The organism is Stenotrophomonas sp. YJH_SMC_43 (assembly GCF_059372535.1).
This window is the reverse complement of the sequence record NZ_JCAFVQ010000003.1, coordinates 13211-30896: the sequence shown is the minus strand read 5'-3', so window position 1 is coordinate 30896 and position 17686 is coordinate 13211. Positions and strand designations below refer to the sequence as shown.

The window sequence follows — 17686 nt, the reverse complement described above, 5'->3', positions numbered from 1 at the left end:
ATCCGATGAAACTGCTCGCCTTTGAAACCGCCACCGAAGCCTGTTCCGTTGCCCTGCATGTCGATGGGCAGGTACTGGAACGCTTCGAGATCGCCCCGCGCCGGCATGCCGAACTGAGCCTGCCGTGGGCCGAGGCGCTGCTGGCCGAGGCCGGCATCAGCCGTCGCCAGCTGGACGGCATCGCGCTCAGCCGCGGCCCTGGTGCGTTCACGGGCGTGCGCCTGGCGATCGCCATCGCGCAGGGCATCGCACTGGCGCTGGACCGTCCGCTGCTGCCGGTATCGACGCTGCAGGTGCTGGCGCTGCGGGCACCGGCAGAAGAAACGCAGATCCTGTCGGCGATCGACGCACGGATGGGGGAGTTGTACGTTGCGCGCTTCGAGCGTGTTGACGGCCTGCCGCTCGCGCGCGATGGCGAGCGTGTGTGCGCACCGGATGCAGTGGCGTTGCCGGAAGGTTTGTCGGCCTATGGCGTGGGCACCGGCTTCGGTGCGGCCGACGGCGCGCTGGTGGCGCAGTTGGGCAGCGGCCTTCGTGGATTCGATGCCACGGCATTGCCGCGGGCGTCGGACGTGCTGGCACTCGCGGTGCCGGCGTTCGCGCGTGGCGAGGCGATTGCGCCGGAGAAGGTCGAGCCCGCGTACCTGCGTGACAACGTGGCACTGACCCTGGTCGAGCAGCAGGCCGCGCGTGAGGCGAAGGCGAAGGCCAACGGCTGAGCCCCTCGTGGCGGAGCGCGAAAGCACAAGCCGTGGTTTGGCCGGGCGGGTGGGCTGCGCAGGGGGCGCTGCAAGTACGTCCATGTAAGCTCGGTCGCCGCATCCATGCGGCTCACGCCCCTGCGCAGCCCACCCGCCCGGCCTATGACAGTTTCCGTGCGCGTCCGCCACGTAAGATCAAAAAAAGAAAAGTCAAAATCAAAAGCGGGTCGCTTCGCTTGCATCCACGCGTGGCGTGGATGTGTATCGACCAAGGTTGACACCTACCAAAGCAATGGTGCGCCGCGATCTGTCAGAGGTGGGGCGGTGTGGGCTTGCAGGACCGTTGGCGCCATGGGCGCGAGGCACGCCTCGGGCGGGTTGGGCAGGACGCCCAACCCCGGTCTTGCCGTGTGCGCAGGACAGCGCACACGAGCAAGGCGCCATCGAGCCCCCATGGATGGGTTTACGGCGTGTCCTGCAAGCCCACACCGCCCCGCCAAGCACAGCATCCCGACCGCCGCTTTTGCCGTTGCCGTGGCCGTGGCCTCTGCGGGTCCCGGGCCGCAGGCCCGGGCAACAAACCCCTACCGGTCGTCGTGCAGGGTGCCGCCCGGCAGGAACACCCACGTGCGGGTGACCTGCAGGATGTCGATCTCGTCTTCGGTCTTCGGCAACGGCGGGAACGGCTGGGCCAGCTTCACCACCCGCAGTGCCGCCTCATCCAGCAGCGGCGTCCCGCTCGAACGCAGGATCCGGCTGCTCTCCACGCTGCCATCGCGGCGCACCCCCACGCTGATCACCACCTGGCCACCGAGGCGGCGCTGCCGGGCCTCGTCCGGGTAATTCAGATTGCCTACGCGCTCGGCCCGGTCGACCCAGGCACGCAGGTAATTGGCATAGGCATATTCGCGCGTGCTGGCCGACACGAACTTGCGGTTCGGGCGCTTGGCGTACTGCGCCGAGCGCAGATGCACTTCGGCAGCCAACCGCGCCATCTCCACATCGCGCTGCTCGCGCGCGCTCAGCGGTGCGTCCGGTTCGGGCTGATCCGGCGTGGGGCGGGACTGTGCCTGCGCCACCACCTCTTCGCCATTGCGGCTGCTGACCACCCGTGCCTGCGGCGGCGGAACCGGCGCGGCCGATTGCTGCTGCTGCGGCACCGGGCTCAGCCCGGACTGGGCCTGTGGGACGATGCCGGCCTGGTTGTCGCGTGGACGCTGTGCGCGGTCGTGCTCGCCACCGCCTTCCTGGTTGGCCGCGGCCAGGAAATCAGCCTGCTTCGGCGTCAGCGCGGTGCGGGTCTGGCTGAAGATCACTTCCAGCGTCGGCACCAGCGGCGCATCGCCCTTCACGGCGAAGCCCACGCCCAGGATCAGCAGGGCGTGGACCAGCACCGACAGCGCGATGGTCGCCCCCAGCCGTTGTGCTTCGCGCGGCGGCGGGGGCAGTACGGCAGGTGCGGACGGCATCAGCGCAGGCCGGCCTCGAGTGCGTCGAACAGGGTGCCGGCAATGTTCAGGCCGTACTGCGCGTCCAGTTCGCGCACGCAGGTCGGGCTGGTCACGTTGACCTCGGTCAGGTAATCACCGATCACGTCCAGGCCGACGAAGCGCATGCCGCGACGCTTCATCTCCGGGCCCACCTGGGCGGCGATCCAGCGGTCGCGCTCGCTCAGCGGGCGGCCTTCGCCACGGCCGCCGGCGGCGAGGTTGCCGCGGAATTCGTCGCCCTGCGGGATGCGCGCCAGGCAGTAGTCGACCGGTTCGCCATCGACCAGCAGGATGCGCTTGTCGCCGGCGCTGATGTCGGGAATGAACTTCTGCGCCAGCGCCATCCTGTGGCCGCCGTCGGTCAGCGTTTCCAGAATCACGTTCAGGTTCGGATCGCCCTGGCCGCTGCGGAAGATCGAGCGGCCGCCCATGCCGTCCAGCGGCTTCAGCACGGCCTGGCCATGCTCCAGCGCGAAGGCCTTCAACGCCTTGGCGTCGCGGCTGACCAGGGTCGGCGGGCAGCACTGCGGGAACAGCAGCGCGGCCAGCTTCTCGTTGTAGTCGCGCAGGCCCTGGGGGTTGTTGACCACGCAGGCGCCGGCCGCTGCGGCCACGTCCAGCACCTGGGTGTCGTAGATGTATTCGGCGTCGACCGGCGGATCCTTGCGCATCAGTACGATCTGGCCGGGGCCGAATTCGGTGCGGCTGAATGCGCCCAGCTCATACCAGCCGGCCGGGTCGTCGCGCACCTGCAATGGCGCGGTCTGGGCCACCGCCACGCCGCCCTCCAGGGCCAGGGCACCCGGACGCACGTAGTGCAGGGCATGGCCGCGGCGCTGGGCTTCCAGCAGCATGGCGAAGGTGGTGTCCTTGGCGATCTTGATGTGGGCGATGGGGTCCATCACCACGATGACGTTCAACGGCATGGGCGCACCTGTCAGGCAAGGCGTTGATGGTAGCGGCAACGCCGCCCGCGCGCCTCCCCGCCGTACTGCAACGCAGCGTCCGCCCGGCGCCCGCGCACGCATTGCGAAACCCGTCACGTTCAGGAGGGTGCCATGCCCCGCGCCATGGGGCGGCCTTGAAGCGGGCGCGGAAAGTGCGATATAGATACGCTTTCGTAGCGGCCCCCGCCAGAGATCGGGCCGTGCGCTTGGGGATAGGCAATGACTGAAAACACGACTGCGGGCGGGGAACTCGCAGGACTCCGGGTGATGGTCATCGATGATTCGAAGACCATCCGCAGGACTGCGGAAACGCTGCTCAAGCGCGAAGGCTGCGAGGTGGTCACCGCCACCGACGGCTTCGAAGCGCTTGCGAAGATCGCAGACCAGCAACCGCAGATCATCTTCGTCGACATCATGATGCCGCGCCTGGATGGGTACCAGACCTGTGCGCTGATCAAGGGCAACCAGCTGTTCAAGGCGACCCCGGTCATCATGCTCTCGTCCAAGGATGGCCTGTTCGACAAGGCGCGGGGACGCATCGTCGGCTCGGAGCAATACCTGACGAAGCCTTTCACGCGTGAAGAACTGCTGGGTGCCATCCGCACATACGTCAACGCCTGACCAGGGGGGGAAGGCACAATGGCTCGTATCGTTCTGATCGAGGATTCACCGACCGACCGTGCGGTGTTCACCCAGTGGCTGCGCCGTGCCGGCCACGAGGTGCTGGAAGCGGACAACGCCGAGGATGGACTGCAGCTGGTCCGCGACCAGGTGCCGCAGCTGGTGCTGATGGACGTGGTCCTGCCCGGCATGAGCGGCTTCCAGGCCACCCGCGCGATGGCCCGTGATGCAGCGATCAAGCACATCCCGGTGATCATCGTCAGCACCAAGGCGATGGAAACCGACAAGGCCTGGGGCCTGCGCCAGGGCGCGGCCGACTACATCGTCAAACCGCCGCGCGAGGATGAACTGATCGCGCGGATCAACGAGCTGGTGGCCTGATGCGCTCGCCCTTCGACATCCTCGAAGCCTACGAACGGCGAAGCCTGGCCCACGCGGTGCAGCTGCCCGAGCGGCAGTTCGCGCAGGACCTCTGGCGTGGCGTGGGTTACCGCGTCGGCCAGCGTCGGCTGGTGTCCGATTTCCGCGAAGTGGTGGAAATCGTGCCGATGCCGCCGGTCACCCCGGTGCCGTGCGCACAGCCGTGGCTGCTGGGCGTGGGCAACCTGCGCGGCAACCTGTTCCCGGTGGTCGACCTGAAGTACTTCCTGGAAGGCACGCGTACCGTGCAGCAGGAAGGCCAGCGCGTGCTGATCATGCGCCAGGCCGGCGGCGACGTCGCGCTGACCATCGATGAGCTGTTCGGCCAGCGCAGTTTCGAACTGGACCAGCAGATCGAAGCCGGCACGCTGGCCGAAGGGCGTTACGGCCACTTCGTCGATCGCGCCTTCCACGCCGACGGCCACGACTGGGGCGTGTTCTCGCTCTCGCTGCTGTCGCGTACCCCTGAATTCCGGCAAGCCGCGGCCTGAGGCCGGGCAACGCCCCCTGCATTGAAGATCGAGGTTGAACGATGAGTACTGCTTCGGACGCCACCAAGACCGGCAAGCTGCGGCTGGGCGGCAGCAACCTCTGGCTGTTCCTGCTGCTGGCATCGATGATCCTGTTCGGCGTCAACACCGGCGTCGCCACCTGGCAGGGCAGTCGCCTGGCCGATGCCGGTTCCAAGGCGGCCGACCTGCAGGTGCTGTCACAGCAGCTGGCCAACCAGGGCCGTGACGCGGTGGGCGGCAACGCGCAGGCGTTCACCGCCTTCAAGGCCACCCGCAACGCGATCGAACAGAACGTATCGACCCTGCAGGGGCGCTACGGCAAGGAACCGGGCGTGTCCGGTGCGATCGCCACCCTGGGCGAAACCTGGGCGCCGCTGGGCAAGCAGGCCGGGCAGCTGGTCGCCAGTGAACCGGCGGTGCTGGCCCTGGCCGGCAACGCCAACAACTTCACCGGCGCCGTGCCGGGGCTACAGGCCCAGCTGAACGAGCTGGTGCGTGCGATGTCCGCTTCCGGCGCCCCGTCGTCGCAGGTGTACAGCGCCCTGCAGCAGGTGGTGGTGGCCGGCTCCATGGCCCGCCGCGTGACGGAAATGCGTGCCGGTGGCAGCGCCGCTGCCACCTCGGGCGATGCACTGGCCCGCGACATCACCGTGTTCTCGCAGGTGCTCGACGGCCTGCGCAACGGCAACGAGGAACTGGGCATCACCGCCGTGCGCGGTGCTGCCGCCGTGGCCGCGCTGGAGCAGTCGCAGCAGAAGTGGGAAGCGATGAAGCAGGACGCCGACGCGATCCTGGCCAGCTCGCGCCAGCTGTTCGCCGCGCAGTCGGCGGCCACCGCACTGGGCCAGGGTTCTGCGCACATGCTGGACGACAGCCGCAAGCTGTTCGAGGCGTTCTCCTCGTTCGGTTCGGTGTCCGATACCCGCCTGTTCCCGAATTTCTGGATTGGCGTGGTGTCCGGCGCGCTGTCGCTGATCGCGATCATCGGTTTCGTCTCCACCAACGTGCGCAGCCGCTCGCGCGAGCAGGAACTGCGCTACCAGACCCAGGTGGAGTTCAACAGCCGCAACCAGCAGGCGATCATGCGGCTGCTGGACGAAATTTCCTCGCTGGGTGAGGGCGACCTGACAGTGAAGGCCTCGGTGACCGAGGACATGACCGGCGCCATCGCCGACGCGATCAACTACGCCGTCGACGAGCTGCGCCACCTGGTGACCACCATCAACGACACCTCGGCCAAGGTCGCGCTGTCCACCCAGGAAACCCAGGCCACCGCCATGCAGCTGGCAGAGGCGGCGGGCCACCAGGCCAACCAGATCACTTCGGCGTCGGACCGCATCGGCGAAATCGCGGCGAGCATCGAACAGGTGTCGCGCAACTCGGCTGAGTCGGCCGACGTGGCACAGCGCTCGGTGGTGATCGCCGCCGAGGGTGCCGGCGTGGTGCGCGAGACCATCCAGGGCATGGACCAGATCCGCGACCAGATCCAGGAAACCTCCAAGCGTATCAAGCGCCTGGGCGAGTCGTCGCAGGAAATCGGCTCGATCGTGGAACTGATCAACGACATTTCCGAGCAGACCAACATCCTGGCGTTGAACGCGGCGGTGCAGGCGGCCTCGGCCGGTGAAGCCGGCCGTGGTTTCGCGGTCGTGGCGGACGAAGTGCAGCGCCTGGCAGAACGTACCTCCGGCGCGACCCGACGCATCGAGAACCTGGTGCAGGCCATCCAGGCCGACACCAATGAAGCGGTCACGTCGATGGAACAGACCACCGCCGAGGTGGTGTCCGGTGCACGCCTGGCCGAGGACGCCGGCACCGCGCTGACCGAAATCGAGCGCGTGTCCAATGCACTGAACACCCTCATCAAGAACATCTCCATCGCCGCCCAGCAGCAGTCGGCCGCGGCCTCGGACATCACCCGCACCATGGCCGTGATCCGGCAGATCACCGGCCAGACCTCGCAGGGTGCCGGGCAGACCGCCGAATCGATCGGCCACCTCGCGCAGCTGGCGGCCGACCTGCGTCGTTCGGTCGCCGACTTCAAGCTGCCGGCGTGACGCGGGCAGGGCGGCGAGCAAGGAACCAGTCGATGAAGCATTTCCATTCCCCACGCCAGAACTCGCGCGGCTTCCGCGCGGCGGCGAACGGAGCGCGTCCATGAGCAGTCTGCGCGATGCGATGAGCCACGCAGCGCTGGGTTGGGTCAAGCCTGAGCTGGACGAGACCCTGCGCCAGGTGCGCAACGAGGTCGAGTACTACGCAGAAGACCCGGCCGATGCCAGCCGCATGCGCATCTGCGCCGGCTACCTGCACCAGGTGCAGGGCACCCTGCGCATGGTCGAACTGTATGCCCCGGCGATGGTGGCCGAGGAGCTTGAACAGCTGGCCAATGCCATCGGCGCCGGTGGTGTGGCAGATCGGGATGAAGCCTGCGCGACCCTGATGCGTGGCAGCGTGCTGCTGCCCGACTACCTGGAGCGCCTGCAGAACGGGCATCGCGACATCCCGATCGTGCTGATGCCACTGCTCAACGAAATCCGTGCCGCGCGTGGCGAAGAAGGGGTGCATGACAGCGTGCTGTTGGCATTCGCACCGGACAGCGTCACCGCCACCGAGGCCGAACTGGACCATGCCCGTGGCAGCCTGAGTGGACGCAATCGCGAACTGCTCGACACCGTCGGCAGTGCGGTGAAGGAAGAACTGCTGCGCATCAAGGATGCGCTGGACCTGCACCTGCGTACCGGCGGCGCGCCCGAACAGCTGCAGACCCAGGCCAACGAGCTCGGTGCGGTGGCCGATACGCTGGGCATGATGGGCCTGGGCGTTGCCCGCGGCGTGGTCGTGCAGCAGCGTGATGCACTGCGTGGCGTGGTCGAAGGGCGCCAGCAGATCGACGAGAACCTGTTGCTGGATATCGCCGGGGCACTGCTGTACGTGGATGCCTCGCTGGATGACCAGGTTGCTCATCTGGGCGCCGGCGGCAGTGGCGAGGACGATCCGAGCGCGGTGGAGAACCGGCGCACGGTTGAGGTGCTGGCGCATGAGGCCATCGCCAACTTCGCCGCCGCGCGCGAGCACTTCGTCGCGTTCATTGAAACCAGCTGGAACCATGCCGAGCTGCAGGACGTGCCGCGCCTGCTGGGCGATGTCTCCGGCGCGCTGCGCATGCTGGATCTGGGCACGGCGGCCGATTACCTGCGCGGTGTGCAGCAGTACATCGAAGCCGAGCTGATCGGTCGCCAGCGCGTGCCCAGTGGTCGTCAGCTGGACACCCTGGCCGATGCCATGGCCAGCCTGGAGTACTACCTCGAAGCACTGCGCGACCGCCGCCCGGGCCGCGAGGACATTCTCGACATCACCCGCAGCAGCCTTGAAGCGCTGCGCTACTGGCCGTTGCCGGACCGCAACGCGGTGGAACCTGTTGCCGCCGCGCCGATTCCGTTCGCATCGCTGCTGATCGAACGCGAGCCGGTCGCGCTGCAGGCCGAGCCGTTGCAGCCGGAGCGCATCGAGATTCCGGTGCAGCCGGCCGCGCCCGCCGCCGGCACTGTGCCGGTGCCGCTGCCGGACTTTACCTTTGATCCGCCACCGGCCATGCCTGCACCGGAGGTGGTGGACAACAGCCTGATGTTCGGTGCGCTGGGGACCGTTGCATCCGCACCGCTGTCGCTGCAGGACGACGCAGATGCGCCCTTGGTCTTCGCCGCCTCCAGTGCGCCTGCACCCGACGTGCCGCAATGGGATCTCGCACCGTTCCATTCCGACTCCGATCCGGCCGCGAGTGCCGAAGACGAGCGCAGTCCGACCTTCGCCAGCTTCGAGCCGGTCAGTTTCGAACGGGTCGAAACCGGAGTGGGATCGGCGCCGCAGTGGACACTGTCGGAGGCAGCGCCGCCGGCAGTGGCCGATGCGGCCGTGATGGCTGTCGAGGGCGGCGTCGACGCCTCGGTGCCCTTCGACACCGCTGGCTTTGCCGCGCCGGTGTTCGACCCGGTCGCTGCAGAGCACGATGCGGTTGCCGCCGGCGAGGACGTGGTATTCCGCTTCGACGCCGATGCGCTGGACAATGCCGACGACGTGCTGTCGCTGCACGCGATGGAGACGCTGTCGCTGGAAGACGACGCCGGATTGCATCCGTCGCTGGAGATCGTCGATGCCGCCACGCCCCTGCGGGTAGACGAAAGCCTTGTGGTTGCCGGAGTGGACGCCGTTCCGGCGGGTGTGTCGGAGGACGTGCCCGCGCCGATGGCCGAGATGCTGGCGCCGGCCTCCGATGCACCAGCACCGGCGGTGTCGGTGATTGATATCGACACCATCGCACCCATCGATTTCAGCGAAGCCGACGCGCAGTTCTTTGCCGAGCTGAGCGCTGCGGCGGCCGACTTCAATCCGCAGGCCATGGCGGCTCCGCCCGCTGCGGACATCCCGGTCGTGGCTGGGACCGAGGGCGGCTTCGAGGCCGGCTTCGACGACGATGCCGAGAACATTGACGAGGACATCCGCGAGGTGTTCCTGGAAGAGTTCGACGACGAGCTCGCCAACCTTGGCACGCTGCTGCCGGCATGGCGTGTGCAGCTGGACAACATGGACCGGCTGCGGCCGATCCGGCGCATCTTCCACACCCTCAAGGGCAGTGGCCGCCTGGTGGGGGCGCGCACCCTGGGCGAGTTCGCCTGGAAGATCGAAGGCATGCTCAACCGCGTGCTTGATGGCAGCCGCCCGGCCACTCCGGCCGTGCTGGCGATGGTCGATAACGCACATGCCGCGCTGCCGCAGCTGAACGCCGCGCTGCGCCATGGCCAGCGCATCAGCGTGGACCTGCAGGCGATGCAGGCCATCGCCGATCGTGTCGGCGCCGGTGAGGAAACCTATTACGTGCCGCTGCCGGTAGCGGCCGCACCGGTGGCCGAGGCCGAAGGCGAGGACGAGATCAGCCGCATCCTGGCGGCCGAAGCCATCGCGTCGGTGCAGGACGAAGCCGAGCCGGTGCCCGAGGCCGTGGGCACGCCAGCCAACATCGACAGCGTGCTGCGCGAGATCCTCGAAGCCGAAGTGGAAGTCCACCAGGCCACCCTGCAGGATTGGCTGCGCTCGGCGCAGCAGGCACCGCAGCCGGTCAGCGACGCGCTGCTGCGCGCAGTGCACACCATGAACGGCGCCTTCGCGATGACCGAAGTGCCGGAAATCACGGCGGTCACCGGCGGTGCCGAGTCCTACATCAAGCGCGCACTGGCCGCCGACGTGGTGCCTGGCGACGAAGGCGTTGCCGCACTGGATGCGACTGCGCAGGCGATCACCGCGACCATGGAGGCGCTGCAGGCCGAACAGCCGCGCATTGTTCCGCAGGGCGCGTTGGTGCAGCGGCTGCAGGCATTGGCCGGCGAGCTGCCGGAAGCACGCTGGCCGCTGTTCGCGCTGGAAGACGAGGATGAGGAGGGTGTCGAGCTGGCGGCTGATGTCGAGCAGGCATCCGAAGCCGAAGCGCCGCTGTCTGGGCTGGACGCGCTGGACGAAACCGGCATGCCGTCCGCTTTCGATGCGGCGCCCGATCTCATTGCCGAGCCGCAGCTGCTTGCCGAAGATGCGCTGGAACCGGTTCCAGCTGCAGCCGAGCCGCAGCCGCTGGATGTCGCGGCCGACAGCGGCCTGGACGTGGGCGAGCTGACCGCCAGCGATGATCTTTCGCGTTACTTCGACGCCGGCTGGCCGTCGGTGCCAGGCGAAGCTGAACCTGCCGTGGCGGACACCGGTGCGATTGAATCGATCCAGCCGGTCGAGAGTGCGCCTGCTGTCGAAGTGGCCGAAGCAGATGCCGTGCCCACGATCGTGATGGTCGACGACGCTGATCTGACCATGGCCGACGATCTGTCGCCGTACCTCGACGCCAGTGCGCTGCCGGTGGATGACCGTGACGCGGAAGAGCTGCCGGTGTCTGCGGAAGTTGACGCGATCGACCTGAATACGTCGCTGTCCTTTGATTCGGGCCGTGGCGATGACCGCGTCATTGACGACGCTGCTGCACTGCCACTCGACAGCGAGCTGTCGAGCCTGCAGGATGAAATGGCTGTGCCGGGTTTTGCAGAACCGGTCACGCTGGCAGCCGCGCTCGAGGCCGGCCTGCACGTGATCGAGGAAGAGCAGACCCTGGACGACGATGGGCAATGGCCCGTGATCGGCCTCCAGGCCAGCGAACTCGCGCCGGGCGAGGCAGATGCCTTTGCCGAGGATGCGGACGTCGGCGGGGAGGCGGCGGTCGGTGAAGGAGAGAGCGCCGATCAGCCGTCCCCGGCGACGGTGATTGAGGAGATCACCGCGGAGGCCCCGCAGGGCGGCGCTGCTGCGGTGCGCTTCTTCGAGATGGAAGAGGCGCCGGGCCAGGGCGCGGTCGAAGCCGATGCCGATGCCGAGATTGCAGAGGCCGACGTCACGCCCCGTGCGCCACACCTCGAGCAGGCGCCTGATGCGGCCGATGCCGAAGACGGCGCCGACGCACTTGACTTCAGCGTGTACGACCGCGAGCTGGTCGATATCTTTGTCGAGGAAGGCAAGGACCTGCTCGACCACTGTGATGGCCTGATCAGCGAACTGCGCGATGCACCGCAGGATCGCGAGGTGCTGGCCGGCCTGCAGCGCGACCTGCACACCCTCAAGGGTGGCGCGCGCATGGCCGGCATCAACGCCATCGGCGATCTCGGCCACAGCATCGAATCGCTGCTGGAAGCCGTCGCCGCCGGCCGCACCGAGATCGAGCGCCGCGATGTGCAGCTGCTGGAGCGTGGCTTCGATCGCCTGCACCAGCTGCTGACCCGCACCGGTGATCATCGCGTGGTGGAACCGGCGCAGGACCTGGTCGACGCGTTCGAAGTGCGTACCACCACCGATATCGCTGCGGCAGCGGCGGCCAACGTGGTGAGCGCCGCAGAAACCGCCTCGGCACCGGTCGTCAGCCCGGCTCCGGCACTGCTCGATGCGCCGTTGTCGGCACCGCTGCCGGCAGAAGGCGTGGTCGATGAAGATCCGCTGGCGCGTCCACAGCAGGAGCAGGTGCGCGTGCGCGCCGACCTGCTCGACCGCTTGGTCAACCATGCCGGTGAAGTGGCGATCTACCGCTCGCGGCTTGAACAGCAGCTGGGTGCCTTCCGTGGTGCCATGGGCGAACTGGAGCGCACCAATGCGCGACTGCGCGACCAGCTGCGCCGACTCGACCTGGAAACCGAGGCGCAGATCGTCGCCCGCTACCAGCGCGAACAGGATCAGGCCGACCAGAAATTCGATCCGCTGGAACTGGACCGCTTCTCCACCCTCCAGCAGCTCAGTCGTGCGCTGAACGAGTCCGCGGCCGACCTGGGTGGCCTGCAGGGTGTGCTTGACGACCTGTCGCGCCAGTACGATTCGCTGCTGCAGCAGCAGTCGCGCGTCAGCTCCGAGCTGCAGGATGGCCTGATGCGCGCGCGCATGGTGCCGTTCGACGGCCTGGTGCCGCGCCTGCGCCGCGTGGTCCGCCAGTCCGGCATGGATACCGGCAAGCAGGTCCACCTGACCCTGGAAGGTACCCACGGCGAACTGGACCGCAACGTCCTCGACCGCATGGTCGCGCCGCTGGAACACATGCTGCGCAACTCCGTGGCCCATGGCCTGGAAGCGCCGGAACAGCGCCGCGCCGCCGGCAAACCGGAGGAGGGCGAGATCGCCATCCGCCTGCACCGCGAAGGCTCGGAAATCGTGCTGGAAGTGGCCGACGACGGCGCTGGCCTGGACCGCGAAGCGATCCGCCGCCGCGCCATCGACCGCGGCCTGCTGGCCGCCGATGCGCAGCCGAACGAGCAGGAGCTGGACAACCTGATCTTCGCCTCCGGCTTCACCACCGCCGATCAGGTCAGCCAGCTGGCCGGCCGCGGCGTGGGCATGGACGTGGTGCGCAACGAAGTGCGCCAGCTCGGTGGCTCGGTCGACATCCAGTCGGTGCGTGGCCAGGGCGTGCGCTTCACCTTGCGCCTGCCGCAGACGCTGGCCGTCACCCAGGCGGTGTTCGTGCAGATCGGCGAAACAACCTTCGCAGTGCCTGTGGCCTCGGTCAGTGGTATCGGCCGCCTGTCGCGCGAGCGCTTCGAAGCCGCCGACAGCAGCTACCGCTACAGTGGCGAAGACTATCCGCTGTACGACCTTGGCAGCCTGGTCGGGCAGGCCCCGGCGCGTGCCGATGGCCAGGACCAGGTGCCGCTGCTGCTGGTCCGTGCCGGCGACCTGCGGGCCGCCGTTGCAATCGATCAGGTGCTGGGCAACCGCGAAATCGTGGTCAAGCCGGTCGGCCTGCAGATCGCATCGGTGCCGGGCATCTACGGCGCGACCATCACCGGCGATGGCCGTGTGGTGGTGATCCTGGACGTCGCGCCGCTGGTGCGCCGCTTCCTCGCCAACCCGACGCTGCCGGTGCTGGCCAACGCCCCGCGCCAGGAGCGCCAGGTGCCGCTGGTGATGGTGGTGGACGACTCGCTGACCATGCGCAAGGTCACCGGCCGCATTCTCGAACGCCACAATTTCGAGGTCAGCGTTGCCCGCGACGGCGTGGAGGCGCTGGAGCGCCTGGAAGAGCGCGTGCCCGACCTGATGCTGCTGGATATCGAGATGCCGCGCATGGATGGTTACGAGCTCGCCACCGCGATGCGTGCCGACCCGCGCTACAGGGACGTGCCGATCGTGATGATCACTTCGCGCAGTGGTGACAAGCACCGCCAGCGCGCCTTCGAGATCGGTGTCCAGCGCTACCTGGGCAAGCCGTACCAGGAACTGGACCTGATGCGTAACGTGTACGACCTGCTGGGGATCGCCCGTGTCCGTGAGTGAAACCCAAACGGCTCCGGCCGTTGCCCTGCTGGCCCGTCCCGGCGCGGCGCGTGAGCGCCTGCGCGAGACGTTGTCGCACGCCGATGTGCAGCTGGTGCTGGAAGATGATCCCAATACGCTGGACGTGCGGATCCTGCAGGAGGCGCGCCCGCAGTTCGTGGTGATCGCGCTGGAAGCCGCCATCGAAGATGCATTGGAGCGCCTGGAAGCGGTGCTGTCCGCACCGGGCCTGACCCTGGTCTTCGACGAGGCCGAGCTGGCCGCACGTCGTGATGGCTGGGAGGCTCAGCGCTGGGGCCGTCATCTGGCCGCCAAGCTGCATGGCCACCAGCAGGTGTTGCCGCCGGGGGCCGAAGAAGAACCCGGCCTGCAGCTGGAGCCGGGCCACCCGGCACCACCGCCGGCACCGCAGGAAGAAGCGTTGCAGCCGCACCTGGACCAGGCATTGAGCTGGGCCGACGAGGTCCCTGCTGACAGCCTGTACTCGCCGCCCGCGCAGCTGCACGAACCGATCGCGCTGGAACAGGCGCTGGCGGCGTTGCAGCCGGTCGTGCCCGAGCCGCTGGAGCCGCCCGCACTGCCGTCGCTGGCAGAGACCGCGCCCGCAGCAGCGCCCCTGCCGCCGGTCTCCTTCGACCACACCGCCTGGTCCCTGGTCGAAGACGGGGCCGATGCCCCGGCCGCCGCTCCGCACCACGCTGCAGTGGAGGCATCGCTGCCTTCCTTCGATACCGGTCATCTGAGCCTGGTCGACCTGGATGCCGCAGCGCCCGTGGGCGCACGCGCCGGATCGCTGCTGGTGCTGGCCGGCATCGGTGGCCCGGACGCGTTGCGTCGCCTGCTCGGCGCGCTGCCGTCTTCGCTGAGCGTGCCGGTCCTGGTGCACATGCGCCTGGATGGCGGACGCTACGGCAACCTGGTCAAGCAGATGGCACGCGTGTCGCCGTTGCCGGTGCAGCTGGCCGAAGCCGGCCAGCGTGCAACACCCGGTGAAGTGCACGTGCTGGCCGATGACATTGGCGTGCAGGCAGCCAGTGACGGCCTGCATTTCGTCAGCGACGCGCAGGGTATTTCGATTGCCGCGCTGCCGGCTGACCACACTGCGCTGGTCCTGCTCAGCGGTGCCGATCTTGCGCATGTTGGTCCGGCGCTGGATCTGGCCGCCGCCGGCGCCTGGGTGGCCGGGCAGGTCGGCGAGGGCTGCTATGACCCTGCCGCAGCCACGGCGGTGGTCGCCGCTGGCATGGTGGCGGGTGAGCCACAGGAACTGGCGCAGGCCATCGCCTCGCGCTGGGGCTCGGAAGACGATAACGGAGAGGCACCATGAGCTACGCCAGCAATGACGAAATCCGCGGCGTCCTGATCCAGGCCGGCAACGAGCGCGTACTGCTGCCCAATGCCACCGTGGCCGAAATGATGTCGCGCGTGCCGGTGCAGCCGGTCTCCGATGCGCCGCGCTGGCTGGTTGGCGAAATCGGCTGGCACGGCTGGCAGGTGCCGCTGGTGTCGTTCGCACGCCTTTCGGGGCTGGGCGAAGAGGCGGTGGCCGGCCACAACAAAGTGGTGGTGCTGAAGGCCCTGAGCGGCAACGCGCAGCGCCCCTACTATGCGCTGCTGACGCAGAATTTCCCGCAGCTGATCTCGGTGCCGCGCGACGGCCTGCTGGCCGACGCCTCCGAAGAAACCCTGCCGCAGATCGTGCACATGCGCGTGCTGCTGGGTGAGCAGAGCGCGCTGTTGCCGAACCTGGACGCACTGGAAGCCGCCCTGGATTCACTGGCGGCCTGATCTACCAAACGGTAGTGCCGGCTGCCGACCGGCACCGAGCCGAGCATGGCTCGGCTCTACAAGGAAACTGCAATCTGGCGCGGGCCCTGTAGAGCCGAGCCTGAGCTCGGCTGCTGCCCTGAACGCGCTGGTCGCGGTAGTGCCGGCCGCTGGCCGGCAACCTCATGATCCCGTGGATGCCGGCCAGCGGTCGGCACCACAACGAATCAGCCTTATCCCAGATCGCCCAACCGCGCCTGCAGTGCCGCGATCGCGGCCAGCCCCGCGGTTTCCGTGCGCAGGATGCGCGGGCCCAGCTGCAGGCCCTGGAAGCCTGCAGCCGCCAGCTGATCCCGGTCGCGCGGCGACCAGCCACCTTCCGGGCCGATCGCGATCACGATGCCGCCTGCCGGAGCGGCCGCCAGCGTCGACAGGCGATGTGCGCCCTGCGGGTCCAGCGTCAACCGCAGCGTATCCACTGGTAGTGCCGCCGCGGCCTGCGCCAGCGACAGTGGCGAGCCCACCTGCGGAATGCGCGCGCGCCCGGATTGGCCGCAGGCCGAGGTCACCACGTTGTTCCAGTGCGCCACGCGCTTCTCCGCTCGAGCTGCATCAAGCTTCACCTCAGTGCGCTCGGCGTTGACCGGAATGATCGCCGCCACGCCCAGTTCGGTGGCCTTCTGCAGGATCAGGTCCATCTTCTCGCCGCGCGCGATGCCCTGCAGCAGGGTGATCGCCAGTGGCGATTCATTCTTGATGGCCTGCACGGCGTCGATGCGTACCTGCACCTCGCGTTTGCCGGCCACCGTCAGCGTCGCGCTGTAGTCGTGGCCATCGCCGTTGAACAGGACGCAGGTATCGCCTTCGCGCAGGCGCATCACCCGCACCAGGTGGTTGGCCGTCTCTTCCGGCAGGGTCACGGTCTGGCCGCTGTGCAGCGCCAGGTCGATGGGGCAGCGGGTCACGCGCATGCAATCGCCTCGTCAATCGCTGCCAGTGTGGTATGTGCCAGCAGCTCCAGTTGTTCGTCGTCCACGCAGTAGGGTGGCATCCAGTACAGCACGTCGCCCAGCGGGCGCAGCACCACGCCGCGATTCAAGGCGGCCTTGTAGGCGTGCAGGCCCAGCCGCATGGCCGGGTCGAACGGCGTGCGCTTGTTACCGTCGCGCGACAGCTCGAAGGCCACCACCATGCCGGCCTGGCGCACGTCGGCCACGTGCGGATGGTCGTTGAACGGTGCCGCCAGCGTACCCATCACGGAAGCGATGCTGCGGTTGCGGGCGATCACATCGTCGTCGCGGAAGATGTCCAGCGTCGCCAGCGCGGCCGCGCATGCCAGCGGGTTGCCGGTGTAGCTGTGCGAGTGCAGGAACGCGCGCTCGCGCGAGTCGTCAAGGAAGGCGTCGTACAGCGCCTGCGTGGCCAGCACCGCGGCCAGCGGCAGGAAGCCACCGGTCAGGCCCTTGGACAGGCACATCAGGTCCGGCATCACCCCGGCCTGTTCGCAGGCGAACAGGGTGCCGGTGCGGCCGAAGCCGGTGGCGATCTCGTCGGCGATCATGAACGCGCCATGCGCATCACACAGTTCGCGCACGCGCTGCAGGTACACCGGATCGTGCATGCGCATGCCGCCGGCACACTGCAGGCGCGGTTCCAGGATCACCGCGCAGATCTCGCCCGGATGCTGGTCGAACAGGGTGGCCAGGCCGTCGGCAGCCTGCCGCGCGCGGTCGGCCGCGCTCTGGCCGGGTTCGGCCAGGTAGGCATCGGGCGACGGCGCGAACAGCGCTTCGGCCAGCAGCGGCGCATAGACGCGGCGATACAGCGGGATGTCACCCAGCGCCAGCGCGCCCAGGGTCTCGCCGTGGTAGCCGTTCTCCAGTGCGATGAAACGCGTACGCCGCGATTCCCCACGGTTCTGGAAATACTGGAAGGCCATCTTCAGGGCCACTTCCACGCCGGCCGAACCGTTGTCGGCGTAGAACACCTTGGCCAGCGGCGCGCGGCCGGGCTGGCGCGGTGCCAGCGCCAGCAGGCGTTCGGCCAGGGTAATGGCCGGCTCATGGCCGAAGCCGGCCAGCATCACCTGTTCCAGCTGCGTCGCCTGGGCGGCGATGGCGCCACCGATGCGCGGTTCGGCATGGCCGAACAGGTTGGTCCACCAGCTGCTGACCGCATCCAGATAGCGATTGCCACCGTGGTCGATCAGCCAGGCACCTTCGCCACGGGCGATCGGCACCAGCGGCAGGGTGTCCGGATGCTCGCGCATCTGCGTGCAGGGGTGCCACAGCACCTGCAGGTCGCGCTGCCGCCAATGGTGGGCCAGCGGGGAGGGGGTTGGGTCTGCTAGCATTTCGGGCTCATGAACATGTTGCTGCCTGCAC

Annotated in this window: 12 protein-coding genes; 8 read left to right on the top strand and 4 right to left on the bottom strand. The window is 68.3% G+C overall.

The features are described from left to right. Positions 1-5 precede the first annotated feature (5 nt). Positions 6-719 carry a tRNA (adenosine(37)-N6)-threonylcarbamoyltransferase complex dimerization subunit type 1 TsaB gene (gene tsaB, locus AC5QAH_RS12385; RefSeq protein ID WP_049452717.1) on the top strand — a complete coding sequence of 238 codons (714 nt, stop codon included), beginning with the start codon at positions 6-8 and terminating at the stop codon, positions 717-719. Between the two features lie 566 nt (positions 720-1285). Here the strand turns inward: tsaB and AC5QAH_RS12380 are convergent. Beyond that, a complete protein-coding gene (locus AC5QAH_RS12380; RefSeq protein ID WP_010482701.1) occupies positions 1286-2170 on the bottom strand; it encodes an energy transducer TonB family protein in 885 nt (294 codons plus the stop codon). Further along, the gene (gene gshB / locus AC5QAH_RS12375) at positions 2170-3117 is read right to left on the bottom strand and encodes a glutathione synthase (RefSeq protein ID WP_049410670.1); all 948 of its coding nucleotides are present in this window, start codon (positions 3115-3117) and stop codon (positions 2170-2172) included. The genes AC5QAH_RS12380 and gshB overlap by 1 nt, the downstream gene beginning before the upstream one ends. Positions 3118-3357: 240 nt before the next feature. Between gshB and pilG the strand changes: the two genes are divergently transcribed. The 7 genes from pilG to AC5QAH_RS12340 all read left to right on the top strand — a co-directional run bounded on the left by pilG (position 3358) and on the right by AC5QAH_RS12340 (position 15323). Beyond that, positions 3358-3759: a twitching motility response regulator PilG gene (pilG, locus tag AC5QAH_RS12370; protein WP_005418455.1), complete on the top strand. Its 402-nt coding sequence runs from the start codon at positions 3358-3360 to the stop codon at positions 3757-3759. An 18-nt stretch (positions 3760-3777) separates the two neighbouring features. Then, positions 3778-4140 (top strand): response regulator, encoded by a 363-nt coding sequence (locus AC5QAH_RS12365; RefSeq protein ID WP_005410717.1) that lies wholly within the window; start codon positions 3778-3780, stop codon positions 4138-4140. Then, positions 4140-4670 carry a chemotaxis protein CheW gene (locus tag AC5QAH_RS12360; RefSeq protein WP_010482705.1) on the top strand — a complete coding sequence of 177 codons (531 nt, stop codon included), beginning with the start codon at positions 4140-4142 and terminating at the stop codon, positions 4668-4670. The genes AC5QAH_RS12365 and AC5QAH_RS12360 overlap by 1 nt, the downstream gene beginning before the upstream one ends. A 41-nt stretch (positions 4671-4711) precedes the next feature. After that, on the top strand, positions 4712-6748 hold the full coding sequence (locus tag AC5QAH_RS12355) for a methyl-accepting chemotaxis protein (protein WP_495232373.1): 2037 nt from the start codon (positions 4712-4714) through the stop codon (positions 6746-6748). Positions 6749-6848: 100 nt separating this feature from the next. Then, positions 6849-13535 (top strand): Hpt domain-containing protein, encoded by a 6687-nt coding sequence (locus AC5QAH_RS12350; protein ID WP_495232372.1) that lies wholly within the window; start codon positions 6849-6851, stop codon positions 13533-13535. Next, positions 13522-14862, top strand: coding sequence for a chemotaxis protein CheB (locus AC5QAH_RS12345; protein ID WP_049454584.1), 1341 nt, complete (start codon positions 13522-13524; stop codon positions 14860-14862). The genes AC5QAH_RS12350 and AC5QAH_RS12345 overlap by 14 nt, the downstream gene beginning before the upstream one ends. Continuing rightward, positions 14859-15323: a chemotaxis protein CheW gene (locus tag AC5QAH_RS12340; protein ID WP_010482710.1), complete on the top strand. Its 465-nt coding sequence runs from the start codon at positions 14859-14861 to the stop codon at positions 15321-15323. Before AC5QAH_RS12345 ends, AC5QAH_RS12340 begins: the two co-directional genes overlap by 4 nt. Positions 15324-15535: 212 nt before the next feature. Here the strand turns inward: AC5QAH_RS12340 and AC5QAH_RS12335 are convergent, their stop codons facing one another. After that, complete coding sequence (locus tag AC5QAH_RS12335; RefSeq protein WP_043399181.1) at positions 15536-16273, bottom strand: 16S rRNA (uracil(1498)-N(3))-methyltransferase; 738 nt, start codon at positions 16271-16273, stop codon at positions 15536-15538. After that, the gene (gene bioA / locus AC5QAH_RS12330) at positions 16264-17655 is read right to left on the bottom strand and encodes an adenosylmethionine--8-amino-7-oxononanoate transaminase (RefSeq protein WP_049454581.1); all 1392 of its coding nucleotides are present in this window, start codon (positions 17653-17655) and stop codon (positions 16264-16266) included. Before bioA ends, AC5QAH_RS12335 begins: the two co-directional genes overlap by 10 nt. Positions 17656-17686: the final 31 nt, after the last annotated feature.